Origin of the sequence: Nocardioides sp. S5 (assembly GCF_017310035.1) — a bacterium.
Taxonomy (GTDB): domain Bacteria; phylum Actinomycetota; class Actinomycetes; order Propionibacteriales; family Nocardioidaceae; genus Nocardioides.
Window position 1 is genome coordinate 296,432 of the sequence record NZ_CP022296.1, and the last position, 20,749, is coordinate 317,180.

General features: G+C 70.0%; 16 protein-coding genes and 1 tRNA gene. 10 read left to right on the forward strand and 7 right to left on the reverse strand.

The genetic code is table 11. From position 1 onward, the window contains the following. Window positions 1-17 precede the first annotated feature (17 nt). The gene (locus CFI00_RS01500) at window positions 18-1,484 is read left to right on the forward strand and encodes a VWA domain-containing protein (protein WP_242532627.1); all 1,467 of its coding nucleotides are present in this window, start codon (window positions 18-20) and stop codon (window positions 1,482-1,484) included. Further along, window positions 1,484-2,404 carry a mycofactocin oligosaccharide methyltransferase MftM gene (gene mftM / locus CFI00_RS01505; RefSeq protein WP_207083554.1) on the forward strand — a complete coding sequence of 307 codons (921 nt, stop codon included), beginning with the start codon at window positions 1,484-1,486 and terminating at the stop codon, window positions 2,402-2,404. The genes CFI00_RS01500 and mftM overlap by 1 nt, the downstream gene beginning before the upstream one ends. On the opposite strand, the gene CFI00_RS01510 is transcribed toward mftM, so the two are convergent. The 5 genes from CFI00_RS01510 to mftD form a co-directional block, all read right to left on the reverse strand. Further along, on the reverse strand, window positions 2,401-3,078 hold the full coding sequence (locus tag CFI00_RS01510) for a response regulator transcription factor (RefSeq protein ID WP_277988341.1): 678 nt from the start codon (window positions 3,076-3,078) through the stop codon (window positions 2,401-2,403). The genes mftM and CFI00_RS01510 overlap by 4 nt on opposite strands. Beyond that, the gene (locus tag CFI00_RS01515; RefSeq protein WP_242532628.1) at window positions 3,075-4,520 is read right to left on the reverse strand and encodes a histidine kinase; all 1,446 of its coding nucleotides are present in this window, start codon (window positions 4,518-4,520) and stop codon (window positions 3,075-3,077) included. The genes CFI00_RS01510 and CFI00_RS01515 overlap by 4 nt, the downstream gene beginning before the upstream one ends. Then, window positions 4,517-5,701, reverse strand: coding sequence for an iron-containing alcohol dehydrogenase (locus CFI00_RS01520; RefSeq protein WP_242532629.1), 1,185 nt, complete (start codon window positions 5,699-5,701; stop codon window positions 4,517-4,519). The genes CFI00_RS01515 and CFI00_RS01520 overlap by 4 nt, the downstream gene beginning before the upstream one ends. A 163-nt stretch (window positions 5,702-5,864) precedes the next feature. Continuing rightward, on the reverse strand, window positions 5,865-6,644 hold the full coding sequence (locus tag CFI00_RS01525) for a mycofactocin-coupled SDR family oxidoreductase (RefSeq protein WP_207083556.1): 780 nt from the start codon (window positions 6,642-6,644) through the stop codon (window positions 5,865-5,867). Next, on the reverse strand, window positions 6,641-7,819 hold the full coding sequence (gene mftD, locus CFI00_RS01530; protein ID WP_207083557.1) for a pre-mycofactocin synthase MftD: 1,179 nt from the start codon (window positions 7,817-7,819) through the stop codon (window positions 6,641-6,643). Before mftD ends, CFI00_RS01525 begins: the two co-directional genes overlap by 4 nt. A 279-nt stretch (window positions 7,820-8,098) precedes the next feature. On the opposite strand from mftD, the gene CFI00_RS01535 reads away from it, so the two are divergent. The 3 genes from CFI00_RS01535 to CFI00_RS01545 all read left to right on the forward strand — a co-directional run bounded on the left by CFI00_RS01535 (window position 8,099) and on the right by CFI00_RS01545 (window position 10,173). Continuing rightward, entirely contained in the window at window positions 8,099-8,413 is a 315-nt protein-coding gene (locus CFI00_RS01535) for a hypothetical protein (protein WP_207083558.1), read from the forward strand. A 454-nt stretch (window positions 8,414-8,867) separates the two neighbouring features. Further along, window positions 8,868-9,071, forward strand: coding sequence for a hypothetical protein (locus CFI00_RS01540; RefSeq protein ID WP_207083559.1), 204 nt, complete (start codon window positions 8,868-8,870; stop codon window positions 9,069-9,071). 13 nt (window positions 9,072-9,084) lie between these two features. Continuing rightward, on the forward strand, window positions 9,085-10,173 hold the full coding sequence (locus CFI00_RS01545) for a hypothetical protein (protein ID WP_207083560.1): 1,089 nt from the start codon (window positions 9,085-9,087) through the stop codon (window positions 10,171-10,173). 629 nt (window positions 10,174-10,802) lie between these two features. Here the strand turns inward: CFI00_RS01545 and CFI00_RS01550 are convergent. Continuing rightward, window positions 10,803-12,050: a site-specific integrase gene (locus tag CFI00_RS01550; protein ID WP_207083561.1), complete on the reverse strand. Its 1,248-nt coding sequence runs from the start codon at window positions 12,048-12,050 to the stop codon at window positions 10,803-10,805. A 450-nt stretch (window positions 12,051-12,500) separates the two neighbouring features. Further along, a tRNA-Arg gene (locus CFI00_RS01560) sits at window positions 12,501-12,573 on the reverse strand. 181 nt (window positions 12,574-12,754) lie between these two features. Here CFI00_RS01560 and CFI00_RS01565 point away from each other — a divergent pair. The 5 genes from CFI00_RS01565 to CFI00_RS01585 all read left to right on the forward strand — a co-directional run bounded on the left by CFI00_RS01565 (window position 12,755) and on the right by CFI00_RS01585 (window position 20,612). After that, window positions 12,755-14,593: a phosphoenolpyruvate carboxykinase (GTP) gene (locus CFI00_RS01565; protein ID WP_207083563.1), complete on the forward strand. Its 1,839-nt coding sequence runs from the start codon at window positions 12,755-12,757 to the stop codon at window positions 14,591-14,593. Between the two features lie 48 nt (window positions 14,594-14,641). Beyond that, window positions 14,642-16,894 carry an EAL domain-containing protein gene (locus CFI00_RS01570; RefSeq protein ID WP_207083564.1) on the forward strand — a complete coding sequence of 751 codons (2,253 nt, stop codon included), beginning with the start codon at window positions 14,642-14,644 and terminating at the stop codon, window positions 16,892-16,894. A gap of 60 nt (window positions 16,895-16,954) precedes the next feature. Then, the gene (locus CFI00_RS01575) at window positions 16,955-18,361 is read left to right on the forward strand and encodes a glycosyltransferase family 2 protein (protein ID WP_207083565.1); all 1,407 of its coding nucleotides are present in this window, start codon (window positions 16,955-16,957) and stop codon (window positions 18,359-18,361) included. Between the two features lies 1 nt (window position 18,362). Next, a complete protein-coding gene (locus CFI00_RS01580; RefSeq protein WP_207083566.1) occupies window positions 18,363-18,593 on the forward strand; it encodes a hypothetical protein in 231 nt (76 codons plus the stop codon). 171 nt (window positions 18,594-18,764) lie between these two features. Beyond that, window positions 18,765-20,612, forward strand: a complete 1,848-nt coding sequence (locus tag CFI00_RS01585) for a phosphoenolpyruvate carboxykinase (GTP) (protein ID WP_207083567.1) — start codon at window positions 18,765-18,767, stop codon at window positions 20,610-20,612. The last annotated feature ends 137 nt before the right edge of the window (window positions 20,613-20,749 follow it).

Here is a 20,749-nt window from a genome sequence, read left to right on the forward strand (position 1 = left end):
GCCTCAACGGGGTGCGGGTGAGCACGGCGGAGGCGATCGACGCGATGCACGCCGTCGCTCAGGCCGGCGTGCTCGGTGAGCGCGAGGTGCTTCGATCGGCGCTCATGGTCAGTCTGATCAAGGACCGTCGCGACCTGGACACCTTCGATCGCGTCTTCGACCTGTTCTTCGGGCTGCGAGCGGTCTTCGAGGACGAGGTCGGCCACGGCCACAGCCACGACGACCTGACCGATGACGGCGAGCTCGAGCAGTTCACGCTCTCCGACGAGCCCGGCGACATCCCCGAGGACGGTCACTCGCACGGCAAGCCGGACGACATCAAGGAGTTCTTCAAGCCGGAGGACATGGCGCAGCAGTACAACCTCCACCAGGAGGCGAACAAGATCGACATCGCTGCCCTAACCGACGAGATCGTGCTCTCCAACGACACCGAGGGCAGTGCCGGCGAGGCCGCGCGCGTGCAGATCTCCACGCACCGGATGCACAACCCGGGCTCCCCCGGCGACCTCATCCGCAGCCCTGGCATGGAGCTCGACGTCGAGCTCACCGTGGCCCAGGAGATGGCACTGCTCAGCTGGCTCGAGGACGCCCTGCCCGATGTCGACGAGGACCGCGGTGCGACGCTCGAAGCCCTGCGCGCGGCACTCGCACCCTTCCTCGCCGGGTTGCCCGAGCGCTTGAAGCAGCACCTCGAGAAGCTGATGGCGGTCGAGCACGAGATCGAGAAGCGCGAGATCCGGGCAGCCCAGACCGAGCGGATCCACGAGCACGAGCGGGCCGAGCTGGAAGAGGCCCTGCGCCGCTTGCTGAGGTCGCTGCGTGGCGCGCCGCGTCCGCGTCGCAAGGCCGCCGCGCGTGGCGTCGTCGACGGCGCCCGCACCATGCGCGCCAACATGAAGTACGACGGCGTCCCGTTCCGACCGGTCACCGTCAGCAAGGTCGAGGACCGGCCCAAGCTGCTGGTGCTCTGCGACGTCTCGCTCTCGGTGCGCTCGGCGGCGCGCTTCACCCTGCAGCTCGTGCACAGCCTGCAGTCGCTGGCCTCGTCGGTGCGCACCTTCGCGTTCGTCAAGGACCTCGTGGAGATCACCGACCTGTTCGCCGAGCACCACCCCGAGGAGGCGCTCTCGCTCGTGATGTCCGGACTGCCGGCCGGTGGTGTGCTCGACGTCGATGCCGACTCCGACTACGGATCCGCGTTCGAGGACTTCCTGGAGCAGTTCGGCTCCGCCGTCACCCGCCGTACGACCGTGATCGTCCTCGGCGACGGCCGGGGCAACGGCAACGACCCGCGACTGTCGGTCTTCGAGGAGATCACGCGGCGGGCCCGCGAGACCGTCTGGCTCACCCCGGAACCGCGCTATTCGTGGGGACTGGGTCGCTGCGATCTCCCCGCCTATGCGGAGTACTGCAGCCGCGTCCAGGTGGTGCGCAACCTGACCGGTCTCGACCGGGTCACCATGTCGATGTCCGAGGTCGGCTGATGACCGAGGCCGCGACCTCGGCCCCCATCGACCCGCTCCAGGCCTGCCTCGACGGGGCCTATGTCGACGAGGTCGTGGAGGTGCGTGCGCAGGGTCCGGTGCCGCCACGACGCGCGCTGCACACGATCCGCACCGAGCACTTCGACGTGCACAACGACCGAGACCTGCTCCACGTCGGCCACCGGGTGCCGCCCGAGCTGGTCGACGACGACCTCGCCGGGCTGCTCGCCGATGAGCTCTTCGGTCCGGGCTGGCTGCGTGGGCCCGAGGTCTTCGAGCGGATCTTCACCGGCATCGTGCGCACGTCGCGGTCCGGGGCACTGGACAGCTGGGAGCTCTTCTACCGCAACTCGATGGCGCGCATCGAGCAGCGCATCGACGACCACACCGGGGTGGCGCAGGGCTCAGATCGGCACGGCACCATCGCCAACTACGCACCCGTCTACGCCCGGGCGGAGCAGCTGCTCGCTCCCGGCAGCGTGCTCGAGCTGGGCTGCTGCTTCGGCTTTCTCTCGCTCCGCATCGCGGCCAGCGGTCGGCGCACGACAGCCAGCGACCTCTCCCCCGGCACCAGCCGGCTGCTCGCCGGGGTGGCGCCGCGCCTCGGCATCTCCTTGACCACGGTCGCGGCCGATGCCGGGCACTTCCCCGGTCCTGACGCGAGTGCCGACACGGTGCTGGCCATCCACCTCCTCGAGCACCTCGACGCCGGGCACGGCGACCGAGTGGTCGCCGAGGCGGTGCGCCTGGCGGCGCGGCGGGTCGTCATCGCCGTACCCCTCGAGGACGAGGCGGACGAGACGTGGGGCCACGTCCGCACGATCAGCCTCGACGACCTGACAGCGTGGGGCCGCGCGACCGGGCTACCGTTCGAGGTGAACGAGCATCACGGCGGCTGGCTGGTGATCGACAAGCGTTAGATCAGGCCGAGCTTGGTCGCTTCGTAGACGGCCTCGGCGCGCCGGGAGACGCCCAGCTTGCGCAGGATGTTGCCGACGTGGAACTTCGCGGTCGTCTCGGAGATGTACAGCTTGACGCCGATGTCGCGGTTGGAGAGCCCGCGCGCCAGCAGCCGCAGCACCTCGCGCTCGCGGGCGGTGAGCTGCTGGGACTCCTCGGGGTCCGGGGTGTTGAGCCCGCGCACCATCGCGGCCGCCGACCGCGCGTCGAAGGCACTCTCACCACGGCTGATGTCGCGGATCGCCCGGACCAGCCCGGAGGTGTCGACGTCCTTGAGGACGTAGCCGCGCGCGCCAGCGCGGATGGCCTTGAGCACCAGCTGCTCGTCGAGGAAGGTGGTCAGCACCAGCACCCCGATGTCGGGGTGGCGGCTCGTGAGCTCGGCGCACAGCTCGAGCCCCTCGGTGTCGGACGCGGTCGACAACTTGAGGTCGAGCAGCACGATGTGCGGCGCGGAGCGGCCGATCACGGTGAGCGCCTCGTCGGGGGTGGATGCCTCGGCGACCACGATCAGGTCGCGCTCCCGCTCGAGGATCGAGCGCAGGCCCTGGCGAACGATGGCGTGGTCGTCGACGAGCATGATCCGCACCGTTTCCACGTCATGGCCGTGCTGGGGTGGTGTCAGCGTCGTCACGAGCTGTCCTTTGTTCGGTGGGCCTTCAGTGCGGCGGGTTGCCGCTTCCCGGTCGCGACCAGCTGGTCGATGATGCCCGGCCGGTCGGGCGGTGTGAGCGGGAGCGGGATGCGCATCTCGACGCGGACTCCGCCGATGCGAGCACGACGGAAGGCGACGCTGCCGCCCAGCTCGACCAGCCGGCTCTCGATGTTGGCGAGGCCGCGGTGCGACCCGTCGCCGGAGCGACCGCGCTCCAGGCGCAGCAGCCGGCTCAGCTCCTTGGGGTCGCCCTGCCCGTCGTCCGCGACCGACACCAGCACCTGGTCTGGCCGGTAGCGCAGGCGCACCACGGCCCGCTCCGCCCGCGCGTGTACGGCGACGTTGAACATGGCTTCGCCGACGGCCCTGGCCACCTCGTGCCCAGCCTCGGCCGGGAGCGTCACGGCCTCCCCCTCGACCCTGACCTGGACCACAAGCTGCGGCCGGTGGTGGGCGGCCACCTCGCGCAGCAGCTCGGGCAGCGCGACCACGGTTTCGCTCGGGGTGCGGTGCAGGGCATAGATCGCACGCCGCAGCTGGTCGACCGCCTGCTGGGACAGCTCCTTGGCCGTGCCGAGTCGATGGGAGATGCCGGCGCCCGGCTCACCCAGGGACTCCGCCTCTCCTCGGGCCACCTCGACGGCCATGCCGGCCGAGAGGACGTACTGCGACACGGAGTCGTGGAGCTCGCGCGCGATCCGGTGGCGCTCGGTGTCGATCAGCTCGCGCTGGTGCGCCAGCACCAGCCGGTCCTCGGCCCGCCGGAGCTCGGATGTGCGCACCTCGAGATCGCGCTCGTGCGCGCGGGCCTCGTCGTGCAGCAGCTGGGCGCGCCGGTGCAGGGCCATGCTGGCCTGGTACTGCTCCGAGGTGTGCAGCGAGACCGCCGCCTGGTTGGCGAGGATGCGCAGCACGGACAGGTCTCCGGGTTCGGGATCGACCTCCAGCTGGTGGAGGCCGACGAGACAGCCGATGGGCCGCCCCTCGAGCGTCATCGGCACCCGCACCCAACGGCCGTCGTCGTGGCTACGGACCGCATGGCCGGCCCGGATGGCACCCAGCTCTCGCTGTACCATCGGGGGCAGGCCGGAGTCGTCGGCGGTCGGCTGCCCCTGCGGTCCGTCGGCCGGACCCAGCACGAGGATCCGTGGCCGGGCACCCCTGAGGTGTCCGTCGGAAAGGGCAAGCAAAGTCCACTCGGCCTGGAGGTGCTCGGCCGCCGCCCGCACCACTTCCTCCAGCAGCCCGCGGGGCCCCTCATGCGTGCGCACCAGCGCTCGCGAGATCGAGTCCATCGCGCGGACGGCGCGTTGCATCCGCTCGTCGGAGTTGACGTAGGCGCGGTAGTAGGAGCCCTTGCCGGACCTGACCCCCGTGAGGGTGGCCAGGTCCGGTGCAGGCTGCTGCGCTCGCGTCGTCACAACGCGTCCTTGAACAACTGCTGGATCTCGGCCTCGGACGCCGTGCGCGGGTTGGTGGTCAGGCACGTGTCGTCGAGCGTGGTGTGCGCCAACGTGTCGATGTCGGTGTCGGACACCCCGAGCTCTCGCAGCCCGCGCGGAACACCCACGTCGTCGGCAAGCCGTCGGACGTGCTGGGCGAGGAGCTCGGCGGCGTCCTCGCCGGGCATCCCTTCGACGGCAATACCCGCCGACCGGGCCAGGTCGATGAAACGCTCGGGGCTGGCACGGGCGTTGTAACGGATCACGTGGGGCAGCAGGACACCGTTGACCACGCCGTGCGGCGCGTCCAGAAGCCCACCGACCTGATGGCTCATGGCGTGCGTGGCGCCGAGGATCGCATTGGTGAAGGCGAGGCCTGCTTGCAGGCTGGCCTGCGCCATCTTCGCCCGCGCCGTCATCTCGGCCGGCTCGGTGATCGTCGTGCGCAGGTTGCGGCAGACGAGGCCCACCGCGTTCAGCGCATGGGTGTCGGCGAGCGGGTTGTGCGCCAGCGACACGAAAGCCTCGATGCCGTGGGTGAGTGCATCGAGGCCCGTGGCGGCGTTGAGGTCCTCGGGCATGGTCGTGAGCAACCGCGGGTCCGTGATCGACACATCGGGCACCAGGGCTCGGCCCATGATGGTCAGCTTCACGTGCCTGTCGGTGTCGGTGACGATGCAGAACTGCGACACGTCGGCGCCAGTGCCGGAGGTCGTGGGGATCATCAGCAGCGGCGGGATGGGTCGGGTCACCTGGTCGACGCCGGCGTAGTCGCGGATGTCGCCGCCGTTGCCGGAGAGGATCGCGACGCCCTTGGCTGCGTCGATGACCGATCCGCCGCCGAGGGCGATGATGACGTCGCACTCGCGTTCGGCGTACAACTCGTAGGCCCGGCGCACCTCGTGGTCCTTGGGGTTGGGCGTGACGTCGGTCCACAGCACCGGCGTGAGCCCCTCCGCCTTGAGCAGGGTGAGCAGCATCGCCAGCCAGCCCGCCTCGACGATGCCGGGGTCCGTGACCAGGAACGGTCGACGTGCCCCCAGCCGGATGGCCGCGAACCCTGCCTCACCCAGTGAGTCGGCACCGAACACCACCTCCGGCGCGTGGAACTTCGCCAGGGCTGGAGGGGCCGGGGGGCGCGAGGGAGTCAGGGCAGACACCACAGGACCTCCTCACCCGGTTCGTTTCCACGGTAGCCCCAGGGAAGCGAGCCGGGAACCCACTGGTGGGACGCCCTCACCCTAGGTGCCGACCGGGTGACTTCCGCCCGTCACTGTGCGGGGGCCGTCCTGCCCGATCGGACAGGCACAACCAGATGCGGGCTCAGCCTCCCAGCTCGATGACCGAGCCGTTGAGCAGTCCGCCCGCCACGGAGCAGCAGTGCACGATCGTCGCGGCCACCTCCGCCGGCTCGTGCAGGCGTCGGGTGAGCTGGTCGCCGACCAGGTCGGCCGGGTCCTCGAGCCCGTAGAGCCGGGCCGTCGCGTCGAGCATCGCGGTGCGAGTGGCTCCGGGTGAGACGGCCACCGCCGTGACGCCGGTCCCGACCAGGTCTGCCGCCAGGCCGCGCACCAGTCCGATCACGGCGTGCTTGGCCGCGGTGTAGCCGGCCAGGTGGAACAGCCCCCGGCTGCCCGCGGCGGAGGCGATCGCGACGAACCGGCAGCTCGCCGGGTCCGGGCCGGCCAGCATGTGGGGTACGGCGACGCCGGCGGTGTTCCACACGCCGACCACGTCGACCGCCCAGAGCACCTCGAGCTCGGCGGCCGTCGTCTCCCACGCGGGCCGACCGCCGGCCATCACGGCGGCGCTGGCCACGGCCACGTCCAGCCTTCCCCAGCGCTCCAGTGCGAGGTCGGCCGCCGCACCGAGTCCGTCGGGGTCCCGGACGTCGGCGACGTGCGTGATGATCGCGTCGCCGTACGACCCGAGCAGGTCGAGGTCGTCGCGCGTCGCCAACGGGTAGTCGACACCGGGCAATCCATGGTCCTCGCCGAGGCACGCATCGACCGCGACCACGCGGCAGCCGTCGTCGACGAGGGCGCGGACCGTGGCCGCGCCGATCCCCCGAGCAGCACCGGTGACGAGGGCGACGCGGGTCACGACCGCGGGACGCCCAAGGTGCGGGTGAAGCCGTCGGGGACGATCACGTCGTCGGGCGTGAGGTCGTGGATGGAGGAGTGGCCGAGCCCCAGCAGCGTGGAGTCGATGCCACCGCGCAGGATGTCGAGGACGTTCTCGACGCCCGGCTGGCCGCCGGCGGCGAGCCCCCAGAGGTAGGCGCGGCCGATCATCACGGCCTTGGCACCGAGGGCGACCGCCTTCACGACGTCGCTGCCCCGCCTGATCCCGGAGTCGAGCAGCACGTCGAGGTCGTCACCGACGGCGGCCGCGATCGACGGGAGCACCCGGATCGGGGCCGGGGTGCCGTCCAGGTTGTTGCCGCCGTGGTTGGAGACGGAGATGGCGGTGACCCCCGCGTCGCGGGCGCGAAGCGCGTCGTCGACGCGGCAGATCCCCTTGAGCATAAACGGCCCACCCCACTCCTCACGCAGCCAGGCCACGTCCTCCCAGGACGGCGGCGGGGTGGTCATCCATTCGCCGTACGCCCCGAAGAACGTCGGCGCCTCGCCACCGGGCTCGGCCAGGTTGGGCGCGCTCAGGTCGGGCAGGGCACCGGAGCGCAGGAAGTCGGCGAGCCACCGCGGGCGGCGCAGCACCTCGGGCGCGAACTTCGCCATCGCCTTGAGGTCGAGCTTCTCCGGGATCTGCGGGCTGCCCCAGTCGCGGCCGTGCGAGAAGGACCAGTCCAGCGTGGCGATCAGCCCGACCGCTCCCGCGTCGCGGGCCCGATTCATCCGACGGACCATCGCGTCGCGGTCGCCCATCCAATAGGTCTGGAAGAACGTCTGCGAGTTCGCCGCGATCACCTCGGTGAGCGGCTTGCTGGCGAATGAGCTCAGGCCCATCGCCGTACCCCGCGCCGCAGAGGCGCGCGCCACGGCAACCTCACCGTCGGGGTGCACGGCCTGCACCCCTGTCGGCGAGATGATCACCGGCATCGAGATGTCCTGGCCCATCACCCGGGTGGCGAGGTCACGCTTGGCCGAGAGTCCGGCCATGTGCGGCGCCAGGCCCAGCTCGCCGAACGCCCGCGTGTTGTCGTCGTAGGAGATTCCCCGCTCCGACCCGGCGAGCAGGGCGGAGTAGACCGACGACGGCAGCCTCTTCTTCGCCCGTCGTTGCGCCTCGTTCACTGTCTCGAACCACTGACCCATCGGATCCTCCTCGTGTCGTCGGTTCGACGCTAGGCGGCGTACACGGTGCTGATAACTGCCCGTCCGGAGGGGACGTGACCACCACACCGGCAGGCCGTTACAGCCCCGGACGCACGCGAGATCACACCGCGTGCGGACACCCAACTGCCATTCGTTGCCGTTATGCGTGGCCACAAGGAGACCCATTGGCCTGCCGGGCGCCGCACACAACGACATCGAAGAGGTCGAGCGGCTCGCCCGGGTCAAGCTCAGTTGCGGCATCGAATTCGCCAACCCGCGATGAACGACACCGTGCGCCTGACGATCGAGCGAATCGACATCACCGACATCGCCCTGCCAGGCGACGTGCTGCTCGACATCACCGAGACCACCGAGTCCGTTCTCGAGCGCGGTCGCCTGGACAACCGTGCGCTGGTACCGCGGACTTCTACCGTCGATGCAACGCACCCTCAGCTCCCCGCTGCTCCTCGGGAAGGTCGAGGTGATGACGGCCAGGGTGATGGGCATGATCACGGCTGCGCCGATACCGCTGGCCACGCGTGCGCCGATCATCACCTCGGCGGTCGGTGCCAGGGCCGCCACCACGTTCGATAGGCCGAAGACGGCCAGCCCGGCGATCAGCATGGGCCCACCACCAGGGCCGGTCCGGCACGAACCAGCCGCAGCAACGACGTCGAAACGATCCTCATCGAGACCCTCTCCTCTCGGGTGTCCCAGCTGATGGCGGTCGGACTGGCCATGAGTTGACCGCTCCCGGCGGTCACTTTCCGTAGGTATTGGTGACCAGTGTGTGCCCAACCGCCGACACCGATGCAGTTATCCACAGGCAGGTGGCATCAGGAGCGCCAGAGGCCTGCCGTGTGGGTTTATCGGGCATCCGCGCCGAACGAAAGGAACCCGCAACGTGACCGTGTCCAGCACCATCGTCCAGGACCCGCACCAGGTGATCGGGGAGATCGTCCAGCTGCTGCATCAGGCCTCCGAACAGACCTGGCAGGGCGCAGCGACCGAGTAACCGCGCGTCTCCCTGGGGCTGGGGATCTACCTCGTGCACGCGCAGGTGAGCACCTTGTTGCCCACCGACTACCAGGTCCTCGTCGACGTCGATGACCGCACCGTGGTGCAGTTGCTCCGGGACGCCGAACATCGCGCCCGGACTCTGCCGCTGCACTGGCCCGAGACGGCGGCGATCTCGGATCTGGTTGTCGCCCTATGCGACCTGATCCGCGAGGCCAGTCACCTTGACTGGTAGCGGCGGGCCGGCGATGTACGCCACCGCCGACGTCGAGCTCTTCGACCTTGGCCGGCTCACGCACACCACCGACCAACGCAGCGTCGGGGAGCTCCTCTTCGACGTCGATCGTCATGCGCGGCTGCTGTTGATCGACGTCACGGAGGACGACGTCGCGCAACTCCTGCACGCCTGGCCAGCACTCGTCTCCGCGGCGGTCAATCTGTGGCGAGCCCTGCCCCGTCTTGCGGGGCCTGTAGCCGTAACGACGACACCGATCGAGCGCGTCGCCCAGATCAGCGACAGCATTTCCCGGCGGCTGACGACAAGCTCATGGCCACCACCGACCGCGCCCGACCCACGCCTGGGCGACATGGCGCACACCCTTGACCAAGCGGCTTCTCTGGTCGAGCGGTTCGCTGACCACGTGCCTCTCAGCGACGCGGGGCGCGAGGACCTCGACGCCGCGCGAGCGCGGATCATGCACAGTCTCTACGTCGCCGCGCACGCGGTCACGGTGTCACTGGTTCAACACGGTCGCACACGTCACGATCAGGCCTCGGCCAACCGCCGGCCCCTGGCCAGGCCAGCCGATCAGACCCCGTACGCCGTGGCCCCGACCACCGAGTGGGTACGCCGGATGGCTGCGGCCGAAGCCGCCGCTGCCGGTTTCGCCGCCCACGGCCGACTCCCCGCACTGCTCAACGGCGAACAGCGCGTTCCGCCGGCTGACACCAGCCGGCTCACTCGAGCCCTGGCCCGCTGGGATGTCCAGGCCCACCGCGGACTCGTGTGCCCAGGCTGGCGCGACAACATGGTCCTGATCACGCGCACACAAGCGCTCATCGCCGCGACCGCCATGGTGCTGGTCGACGCCGCGGCCGCCGGCGGGAAACTCGACCCATCACCGCGGCTCGGGCCTGCTCTCGGCCGAGCCGGTGCCGCGTGGAGCGACCTCGGTAGCCGCTGGGACGACCTCACGCCGGTGAACGTCCGACCCTCGCCGCAGCTGCTAGTGGCCGCCGGCGAGATCCGCGCCGCAACACGTGAACTCATCCACGACGGCGCCACCATGGCCTGCCAGGACACCATCGCCAGCGGCCCGGCCACCACCAGGGCCTAGCGGCCGCGCTCCACGCCCTCGAGCACGCCGACGAGCTCGGGCGCGCGATAGCCGAGAAGGCCACCACTCCCGGGCCGACCGGGCGCGCGCGAGCCATGTCCATACGCGCGCACAACGACATCGAGGCCGGTCGCGACGCCGAGCCTCGGGACGGCGACGTCGTGTGGGTGTCGCCCGAAGCCATCCTCGCCAAGCGAGTCGTCGACGCTCCTCCGCCCGTCATCGCGGGTCTCCGGGCTGCCAGCCAGGCCGTCGTAGATGCAGCGATGGCCGCTGGAGTTGTCGCGTCGCCGGTCGTTGGGGTTCGACCCTCGACACAACACCCGGGCGCCTCTGGCAAGGGCGCCGAGTGGCATGAGCGTCAACCCGGGATCGTCACCCCTGCTAGCGCGCAGGTGGTTCGATCGCGTGGACGATGTTGAAGCGAGGTTCAGGGCGAACTCTTTGCATTTCCCTCAGAAGGGCGTGCCGCAGCACGACGCCGCCGTCGCGGACGCTCGGGAGGCCGCGCAGATTCGGGCGGACAAACTGGCTCTTCGCCACGGGACTGCGCGTGAAGGCTGCGGGCCTCGACGACTCGGCCAGGCCTTTCGGCCAGTCGTCGCTCGATCATCGAGCGGAAGGTCGGGTCAGGGGATTGTCGAGCATGTGTCCCACAGCAGGGAACCCATCTGCTGTGCCGCTCGGCGGCGGAGGTCGTCAACGGCATGGAGATAGCGCTGGGCGGTGGCCATCTCGGTCCACCCCATGATGGCCATCACGGTGCGGATGTCCACGCCCTGCAGCAGAAGCAGGGTGGCGGCGGTGTGTCGTGCGTCGTGCAGTCGGACGGCACGCACTCCGGCCTTGTCGAGGAGTGCCTTCCACTCCCGATGGTCGCGGGCAGGGTCGATGAGGCCGCCGTCGTCGGCTGGGAAGACCAGCGGCCAGGTGTCGTCCCAGCTCGGGCCGGCGGCAAGTTTGCGCCTGTTCACCCTGTTCTTGTGTGCCTGGAGTTCGGCGGTCAACGGCGCGGGAAGGGCCACTGTGCGCTTGGATGCGCTCGTCTTGGGCTCCACCAGGAGCAAACCGCCATCGCGACGCTCCGGGCATTCGGCGCCGCGCTTGCGCCCACAGTCTGCGCGGCCGTCCGTCAGGCCACAGCCGTGCGACCAAGTACGCCGTTGCACGGATCTGCGCACCCGCAGTTGCCCTGAGTCGAAGTCCACGTCCGTCCACAGCAGCCCAATTACCTCGCCTTGACGAAGGCCGAGCGAGAGAGCGACGGACCAGCGAGCGGGATGGCGGGTCGAGTGCGCTGTCTGGAGGACGCGGCGGCATTCCTCGATGGTGAGAGGTTCGATCTCGGTCTCCACCGCGCGTGGCGGGCGGGCGATGATGGCCGGGTTGACGCTCAGCCGCCTGCGGCGCACCGCTTCGTTCAACGCGGATCGTAGGACTCGGTGAACGGCGCGGACGGTGTGGGTCGAGTGTCCTTGGGCGGTGAGGTGTCGATAGAGCTCCTCCAGGTGTTCGGGTTCGATCTCGCTCATCCGCCAGGAGCCCAAGGTGCCGATGACGTGACGGTTCATCTGGCTGCGGTAGGTCGAGAGTGTCTTCCAGCGCACGGTCATCGGGAGGATCACCTCCAACCAGTGGCTCAGCCAGCTCTCCAGGGTGAGGTCAGCCGCGATCCAGTGGTACTCGCCGGCGTCACGGCGGCGCTCGAGATCGCGGACGGCTTGACGGGCCTCGGCCTTCGTGTGGCGTTGAACATGCCGGCGATCGGTGCGGCCGTCGGGTCGCTTCCCCATGGTGACGCGGCCGTGCCAGTCACCATCGGCACCTAGGTACACCGACGAGGTCGTCGCCGCGGCGGGCTTTCGTGGCCTACCCATCAGCGGGTCCTGCGAGATGGTCTGAGCGGAGATCGTCGATGAAGCCTTCGAGGTCGGAGCGCGCGACTCGCACCGACCTTCCGAAGTGGACGACGCGGAGTCGGTGCGCGGCGATCTGGCGCTCGACGCTGCGTCGAGCGCAGCGTAGTTCGTTGGCGACCTCGTCCAAGGTCAGCAGCAGGGTGACGGTGGTGGACGGGTCGTGGCTGTCCGGGGCGTGAGTTGTGGTTTCCATACTGCACCTACGTCGCCGGAGCGGCTCCGAGCGGTCAGGCGACGCGGACCCCGAGGGGGAGTGGTGCGGCTGGGTGCGCCGGGACCCGCCTGCTTCCGCCAGTGGTACCTGCGGTGGTTCTTGGGCCGATTCTTGAGCCGATGCTGGCGACCGTGGTGGGTGGTGTCTCGCCTCGCGTGTGGCGTTCGTGCAGGTCATCGACCTGTTCCGATCTGTGCGCCTGTAGGGATTCGAACCCCAAACCTTCTGATCCGTAGTCAGATGCTCTATCCGTTGAGCTACAGGCGCCCGTCGGTGCGAGCCAACCGGCGTGCAACGACTGGTCGAGGATAGCCGACGTACTCCGGACCAGTGAAATCAGCACCCCTGCAGGCCGGTCCGGTCCGCGAGGCGGTGCCCTAGGGTGCCTAGCACCGCACACGCGACGGCACGTCGAACAACGGGTCGTCGCACGACGAGAGGGAGCGCGATGGCAGATCTCGAGGCAGTCCTGGACGAAGCCGGGCTGACCAACCCCCGTGTCCGCGAGTTCGTCAAGGAGTACGCCGAGCTCACCGGCGCCGAGCACGTCGAGGTGGTCAACGCCTCCGACGACGCCCGTCTCCTCGAGGAGGCCGTGGCGGCCGGCGAGCTCCAACGCGCAGGGGAGGGGCGCTACTACTCCCGCAGCTACTACAAGGACACCGCCCGCTCCGAGGAGCGCACCATCGTCGCGACGAACGACGAGAAGGACCGCGGGGTCTACAACAACTGGCGCCCGGCCTCGGAGATGAAGCCGATGCTCCACGACCGGATGCGCGGCGCGTCCGAGGGCAAGACGATGTACGTCATCCCCTACCTGATGTCGCCCCCCGGCAACCCGCTCGAGCCGTGGGCCGCCGGCGTCGAGCTCACCGACACCCGCACCGTCGTGCTCCACATGATCCGCATGGCCCGCGTGGGCGTGCAGTTCGTCAACGACCTCGAGGACCCGGACTCCTTCGTCCGCGCGGTCCACGTCACCGGCGACCTGGAGAACCTCGGCCAGGGCACCCCCGACGACCAGCGCTACTTCGTGACCGTCGCCGACGAGCGCACGATCCTGCACTTCGGCTCCTCCTACGGAGGCAACGCGCTCCTGGGCAAGATCGCCCACGGCCTGCGGCAGGGGGCGTACGACGGCTGGGCGAGCCGGAAGTTCCTCGCCGAGCAGTACATGCTCATCGGCATCCACGACAAGGAGACCGGCAAGACCTGGCACGTCTGCGGCGGCTTCCCCAGCGCCTCCGGCAAGACCAACCTCGCGATGATGGCGGCCCCCGACGCTCTCGGCGACCGCTACCACGTGTCGTTCTACGGCGACGACATCGCGTGGCTGTGGGTCGACGAGCAGTCCGGCCGGCTGATGGGAATGAATCCGGAGTACGGCGTCTTCGGCGTCGCGAAGGACACCAACGAGACCACCAACCCCAACGCCCTCGCCTCGATCGACGAGGGCTCGCGGGCGATCTTCACCAACGTCGCCCACAACCCCACGACGGGCGAGGTGTGGTGGGAGGGCAAGTCGCCGAAGCCGCCGACCGACGTCAAGGGCTGGCTCGACTGGACCGGCGCACCGCTGGCCGACCGCAAGGACAACGACACGGCCGCGTGGGCGCATCCCAACAGCCGCTTCACCACGACCCTGGCCAACGTCCCCAACATCGCGCCCGACTACGACGTGCCGGCGGGCGTGCCGATCGACGCGATCATCTTCGGTGGTCGCACCAGCGACCGTGAGCCGCTGATCCGCGCGATCACCGACCTCGCGGAGGGTGTCTACGACGGCCTCACGCTCGGTGCCGAGGCGACCTTCGCGGCCGAGGGCGTCGACGGCCAGCTGCGCTACGACCCGATGTCGAACCGGCCGTTCATGGCCTACGGCGAGGGCGACTACGCCCGCCACTACCTCGACGTCGTCGGTGCGGCGAAGGAGCAGCCGATCTTCGCGCACGTCAACTGGTTCCAGAAGGACCCCGACGACGGGCACTTCCTGTGGCCCGGCTACCGCGACAACCTGCGTCCGCTGCTCTGGCTCCTGCAGCTGAAGAACGGCGAGGTCGAGGGACGCCGCACGGCCGTGGGCATCATCCCGACCGAGGAGGAGCTCGACCTCGCGGGCATGGACGTCCCGGCCGCCGACCTCCAGCGCATCCTCACCATCGACAAGGAGCGCTGGCAGCAGGAGATGGGCTTCCGCGAGGAGCACCTCGCGCAGTTCGACCGGATGCCCGAGGAGATCTGGGAGGCGCACCGCCGGGTGGCTGCGGACCTCGACGCGGAGGACTGACCACCGAATCGGCCCCGGCGGACGAAGATCGCACGTACGATCAAGTGCGTGTCAAGATCTCGGCAACACGCGGACCCGCTGCTGTGGTTGCGCAACGGCAAGCCCGGCGTAGGGCTGGCGGTGCCGTTCGCCGCGGTGGCGCTGGCGTGCCTCGGGGTCATCCTGGTCCCGCCGTACGTCAGCGGGTGGTGGGTCTACGCGTTAGCCGGGCTGCTCCTCGTCGCGGTCGCGGCCCTCTTCGTCCTCGCGGTGCGCCGCCCCGAGCGCACGTGGCTCGACCCGGCGCCGGCGTACCTGATGTTCCCCTTCGTCGCCCTCGTGCACCACGCGTCGGGAGGCGCGGCGGGGGGCACCTCGTCCGGACTGAGTGCGAGCGTCCTGCTGCCCATCCTGTGGCTGGCCATCACCGGCACGCGCCGTGAGCTGTGGGTGGCGAGCGGCCTGACGGTGCTCGTCTTCCTCCTCCCGATCGTGCTCATCGGCGCGCCGGAGTACGTGTGGGGAGACTGGCGCCGCGCCGCGGTGTGGAGCACGGTCGCGCTCGTGCTCGCCCCCGTCGTCCAGCGGATCGTGCACGACCTCGACCGGGAGACCCGTCGTGCCCGGACGGCGAACGAGCGTGTGGAGCGGCTCTTCGACAACGCTCCGCACGGGGTCGCCCTGCTCGACCCGGCGGGAACGGTCGTGCGCGTCAACACCGCCCTGGCCGTGATCGTCGGCCTCGAGCCGCCGGACATGGTCGGGCACCCCTTCACGAGCTTCGAGACGCCCGGCGAGGACGCCATCTCGGACCACGTCGAGCGCCTGATGTCCCACCGCAGCGAGATCATGGACGCCGAGTGCCGTCTGCGTGACTCGGGCGGCAACGACGTCGCCGTGGCGCTCAGCAGCACCGTGGTCCAGGACCCGCAGATCGGCGACATCGTGATGGTCAACGTCGTCGACGTCTCCGACCGCCGTCGCTACCTCGACCGGCTCGCCCACCTCGCCGACCACGACGTGCTCACCGGGCTGGCCAACAGGCGCCGCTTCGAGAGCGAGCTCGAGCGACACCTGGACCGGTGCCGCCGGCACGGTCCCACCGGAGCCCTGCTGCTGCTGGACCTCGACAACTTCAAGCAGGTCAACGACTCGCTCGGGCACAACGCCGGCGACCAGCTCCTCGTGACGATCGCGGGACTGCTGCGTCGCTCGATCCGCACCACCGACGTCGTGGCGCGGGTGGGCGGCGACGAGTTCGCCATCATGCTCACCGACGCCGACCAGGCGGCTGCCCAGCGGGTCGCCGACCTCGTCGTCGAGCGCATCCGCGACCACGCGGCGACCCTCGACGGCGTACGTCGTCACGTCTCGGCGAGCGTGGGGGCGGTCACCTTCGCGGCGGCCGCCGAGCACTCCGCCGACATCCTGGCCCTGGCCGACATGACGATGTACGACGCCAAGGAGTCCGGCCGCAACCGCGTCGCGCTCCTCGCCGAGGGGGAGGGCCGCGGCCCGCGCAGCTCGATGCGGCTGCAGTGGCAGGCGCGGATCGAGGAGGCGTTGGAGCACGACCGCTTCGCGCTCCACTTCCAGCCCATCATGGACATGAAGACCGGCCGCATCGACTCGGCCGAGGTGCTCCTGCGGCTCCGCGGCGACGACGGCGAGCTCGTGCCGCCCGGCCGCTTCGTCTACATCGCCGAGCGCGCCGGTCTCATGCCGAGGGTCGACCGCTGGGTGCTCGACCGCAGCCTCGAGATGCTGGCGCAGCTGCGCCAGATCGTGCCGGACTTCTGCCTGGAGGTGAACATCTCCGGGGCGTCCATGGGAGACCCCGCCGTCGAGCAGACCATCCTGTCGGCGCTCCAGCGCTTCGAGGTCGACCCGCACGCGCTGATCCTGGAGATCACCGAGACCTCCGCCGTGGCCGACGTGGCCCTGGCCCGCGAGTTCGCCGAGCGGATGGCGGCGCTCGGGTGCCGGTTCGCCCTCGACGACTTCGGCGCTGGCTTCGGCTCGTTCTACTACCTCAAGCACCTGATCTTCGACTACGTGAAGATCGACGGCGAGTTCGTCGCGCACGTGCACCGCTCGTCGGTGGACCGCACGATCGTGCGCTCGATCGTCGGCATCGCCCGCGACCTCGGCAAGCAGACGGTGGCCGAGTTCGTCTCCGACCCCGAGATCCTCGAGGTGGTCCGGGCCGAGGGCGTCGACTACGCCCAGGGGTTCCTGATCGGCAAGCCCGTGCCGATGGACGTCTTCATCGAGGAGTTCCTGCTCGTGCCCGCACCCGTGCCCGCTGTGGCCGGGGACTGAGCGCGGCCACCCATGGCACAGGAGGGGGGAGCAGGTCGCGTGCAGTGGTTGCAGAGGTCCGTGGGACTGGCGATCGTCGGGACCGCCGCGCTGGGGGCGGTCGCCCTCTGGCTCGCCGTCGCCGCCGGTGCCCCCGAGAGGGGGCGCGCCCCCAGTGAGGGGGTGCTGTTCGGCATCTGGCGCGTCTTCTACGACACCGAGATGCCCGCGCCCCGCGTCCTCCTCGCAGCGGTCGGCGTCGCACTGCTGCTGGCCGCCGCGGTCGCCGGGCTCGAGCGTCGTCTGCTCACGCGAGCACGCCGCAGCGAGGACGGCAACCGGATGCCGCTGGCGCCGAGGCTGGTGATGGCCGAGACGCGCGGGCACTTCGCCGGCCCCGTCACGATCACGGTCCTCATCCCGGCCCACAACGAGGAGAGCTGCATCGCGGAGACGCTCGCCTCCCTGCTTGCCCAGGAGCCCCCGCCCGCGCGGATCGTGGTGGTCGCCGACAACTGCACCGACGGGACCGTACGCCTGGCGCGCGAGGCCGGCGTCGAGGTGTTCGAGACCGTGGCCAACCGGCACAAGAAGGCCGGCGGGCTCAACCAGGCGCTGCGCGACCTCCTTCCCGCCCAGGGGGACAACGACTGCGTGATGATCATGGACGCCGACACCACCCTCGACCCCGGCTTCCTCGCCGGTGCCACCCGCCGCCTCACCGACGACCGCGCCCTGATGGCGGTCGGCGGCCTCTTCTACGGCGAGGACGGCTTCGGCCTCATCGGGCAGTTCCAGCGCAACGAGTACACGCGCTACCAGCGCGACCTGCGCCGGCGCCGCGGACGGGTCTTCGTGCTCACCGGGACGGCGTCGGTCTTCCGCCCGCGTGCCCTGCGCGCGGTGGCCGAGGAGCGCGGCAAGCTCCTGCCGGGAGTGCCCGGCGACGTCTACGACACGGTGGCCCTCACCGAGGACAACGAGCTCACGATCGCGCTGAAGACGCTCGGCGCGCTGATGGTCTCCCCGCGCGAGTGCACCGTCGTCACCGAGGTGATGCCGTCGTGGAGCGGGTTGTGGGCCCAGCGCCTGCGCTGGCAGCGCGGTGCCCTGGAGAACCTCGGCGCCTACGGGATGAGGCCGCAGACCTTCCGCTACTGGATGCAGCAGCTCGGCATCGGCTACGGCGTGATCGCGCTCGCCGCCTACCTGCTGCTCATCCTGCTGATGGTGCTGGCCACGTCGAGCTGGGTGTGGTTCCCGTTCTGGATCGGGATCGGCCTCGTCTTCACCCTCGAGCGGGTCGTCACCGTCTGGCGCGGCGGGTGGCGAGCGCGCCTGCTGGCACTCTCGCTGTTCCCCGAGCTCGGCTACGCGATGTTCCTCAATGTGGTCTACCTCAAGGGCGTGTGGGACCTGACGCTGGCGCGCCAGGCCGACTGGAAGCACGTCGTCCAGCCCGACACCGCCGCACGGACGGGGGTCTGACGTGCTGGGCACGGTCACGTCGGGGCTGGTCCCCATGGGGGTGCTCCTGCCGGACAGCATCCTGCGCCACGAGGCCATCGCGGTGCTCGCCGCCTTCGTGGCGATCAACACGATCGTCTACGTGACGCTGTCGGTGGCCAAGATGCTGCCGAAGGTCTACGTCAGCGACTGGCTCAGCACCCGCAACCGCCGGGCGGAGACCCGCAGCATCCACCCCGACGCGCCGATCTGACCCAGCGGCAGCGCTGCCCAGCCGCGCCCGGGGCATACGCGTGGGTAGCGAGATCCACGTCACAACCCTTAGACCGATCCAATACGTGCTCGCTTTCACAAGCGCTAGCGTCCGGAAAAAGTCGCCGACAACGAGGCCGCGCGAACCGCGACGAACGCTGAAGGAACGGGCATGACCGCCACCATCGACACCCAGACGACTCCGCCGACGACCCACGAGGGCATCCTCGCCTGGGTCACCGAGATCGCCGAGCTCACCCAGCCCGACACCATCCACTGGTGCACCGGCTCCGACGAGGAGTGGGCCCAGCTCACCGCCTCCCTCGAGGCGACCGGGACGTTCACCCGCCTGAACCCCGACGTCATGCCCAACTCGTTCCACGCCGCCTCCGACCCGACCGACGTCGCCCGGGTCGAGGACCGCACCTACATCTGCTCGGTCGACGAGCGCGACGCCGGCCCCACCAACAACTGGATGGACCCGGCCAAGATGAAGGACCTCATGCGCGGGCTCTACGCCGGCTGCATGCGGGGCCGCACGATGTACGTCATCCCGTTCGTGATGGGCCACCTCGAGGCTGAGCAGCCGATGTTCGGCGTCGAGGTCACCGACTCGGCGTACGTCACCGTCTCCATGCGCGTCATGGCCCGCATGGGCAGCGACGTCCTCGCCCGCATCGAGGAGCTCGACGCCGCGGGCCGCGACCCGCAGTGGGTGCCGGCGCTGCACTCGGTCGGCATGCCGCTCGAGCCCGGCCAGGACGACGTCGCGTGGCCCTGCAACGACACCAAGTACATCGTCCAGTTCCCCGAGGAGCGGATGATCTGGAGCTTCGGCTCGGGCTACGGCGGCAACGCCCTGCTCGGCAAGAAGTGCTACGCGCTGCGCATCGCCTCGGTGATGGCGCGCGACGAGGGCTGGCTGGCCGAGCACATGCTCATCCTCAAGCTCACCTCGCCGCAGGGCGTGACCAAGTACGTCGCCGCGGCCTTCCCGAGCGCGTGCGGCAAGACCAACCTGGCGATGCTCAAGCCGACCATCCCCGGCTGGACCGTCGAGGCGATCGGTGACGACATCGCCTGGATGCGGGTCGGTGAGGACGGACGCCTCTGGGCGGTCAACCCCGAGTTCGGCTTCTTCGGCGTCGCGCCGGGCACCAACGAGCACACGAACCCGCACGCGATGGAGACCATCCGCAAGGGCAACTCGGTCTTCACCAACGTCGCGCTGACCCCCGACGGCAACGTGTGGTGGGAGGGCCTGGAGAACACGCCCGCCGAGGCCACGAGCTGGAAGGGCGAGCGCTGGACCCCGGAGATCGCCGAGGAGACCGGTGAGCTCTCCAGCCACGCCAACAGCCGCTACTGCACCCCGATCAAGCAGTGCTCGATCCTCGCCGACGAGTACGACGACCCGCGCGGCGTGCCGATCGACGCGATCCTCTTCGGCGGTCGCCGCAAGACCACGATCCCGCTCGTGACCGAGGCGCGCGACTGGAACCACGGCACCTTCATGGGCGCCACGCTCTCCTCGGAGACCACCGCCGCGGCCGTGGGCGCGGTCGGCGTGGTGCGCCGCGACCCGATGGCGATGCTGCCCTTCATCGGCTACAACGCCGGCGACTACTTCGGCCACTGGGTCGGCATCGGCAAGGACAACGACGCCGCCAAGCTGCCGAAGATCTTCTACGTCAACTGGTTCCGCCGCTCCGACGACGGTGACTTCCTGTGGCCCGGCTTCGGTGAGAACAGCCGCGTGCTCAAGTGGGTCATCGAGCGCATCGACGGCCAGGCCGCCGCGGTCGAGACCCCCATCGGCCACGTGCCGGCGCCGGGGTCGCTCGACGTCGACGGCCTCGGCCTCACCGACGACCAGCTCGCCCAGGCGCTCGCGGTCGACGCGGAGGAGTGGAAGGCCGAGATCCCCCAGATCGAGGAGTGGTTCGAGAAGTTCGGCGACGACCTGCCCGCCGTGCTCTGGAGCGAGCTCGACACGTTGAAGGCGCGCCTCGGGGCCTGACCCAACCGCGTCGTACGCCTCGACCCGCCCACCGGTCTCCCGGTGCGGCGGGTCGTGGCAGCTCTGGACGCGTTCCGGGGAGGTCACTGGTGCTCGTGTGGCACGATCACCTCACTGGTGTCGGGGGTGATCGGGAG

What these genes read in the sequence shown, in the direction of transcription:
- mftM (WP_207083554.1), top strand. Translation starts at nt 1,484, where the DNA reads ATGACCGAGGCCGCGACCTCGGCCCCCATCGACCCGCTCCAGGCCTGC.
- mftD (WP_207083557.1), bottom strand. Translation starts at nt 7,819, where the DNA reads ATGGGTCAGTGGTTCGAGACAGTGAACGAGGCGCAACGACGGGCGAAG.
- CFI00_RS01535 (WP_207083558.1), top strand. Translation starts at nt 8,099, where the DNA reads ATGAACGACACCGTGCGCCTGACGATCGAGCGAATCGACATCACCGAC.
- CFI00_RS01545 (WP_207083560.1), top strand. Translation starts at nt 9,085, where the DNA reads ATGTACGCCACCGCCGACGTCGAGCTCTTCGACCTTGGCCGGCTCACG.
- CFI00_RS01550 (WP_207083561.1), bottom strand. Translation starts at nt 12,050, where the DNA reads ATGGGTAGGCCACGAAAGCCCGCCGCGGCGACGACCTCGTCGGTGTAC.
- CFI00_RS01565 (WP_207083563.1), top strand. Translation starts at nt 12,755, where the DNA reads ATGGCAGATCTCGAGGCAGTCCTGGACGAAGCCGGGCTGACCAACCCC.
- CFI00_RS01585 (WP_207083567.1), top strand. Translation starts at nt 18,765, where the DNA reads ATGACCGCCACCATCGACACCCAGACGACTCCGCCGACGACCCACGAG.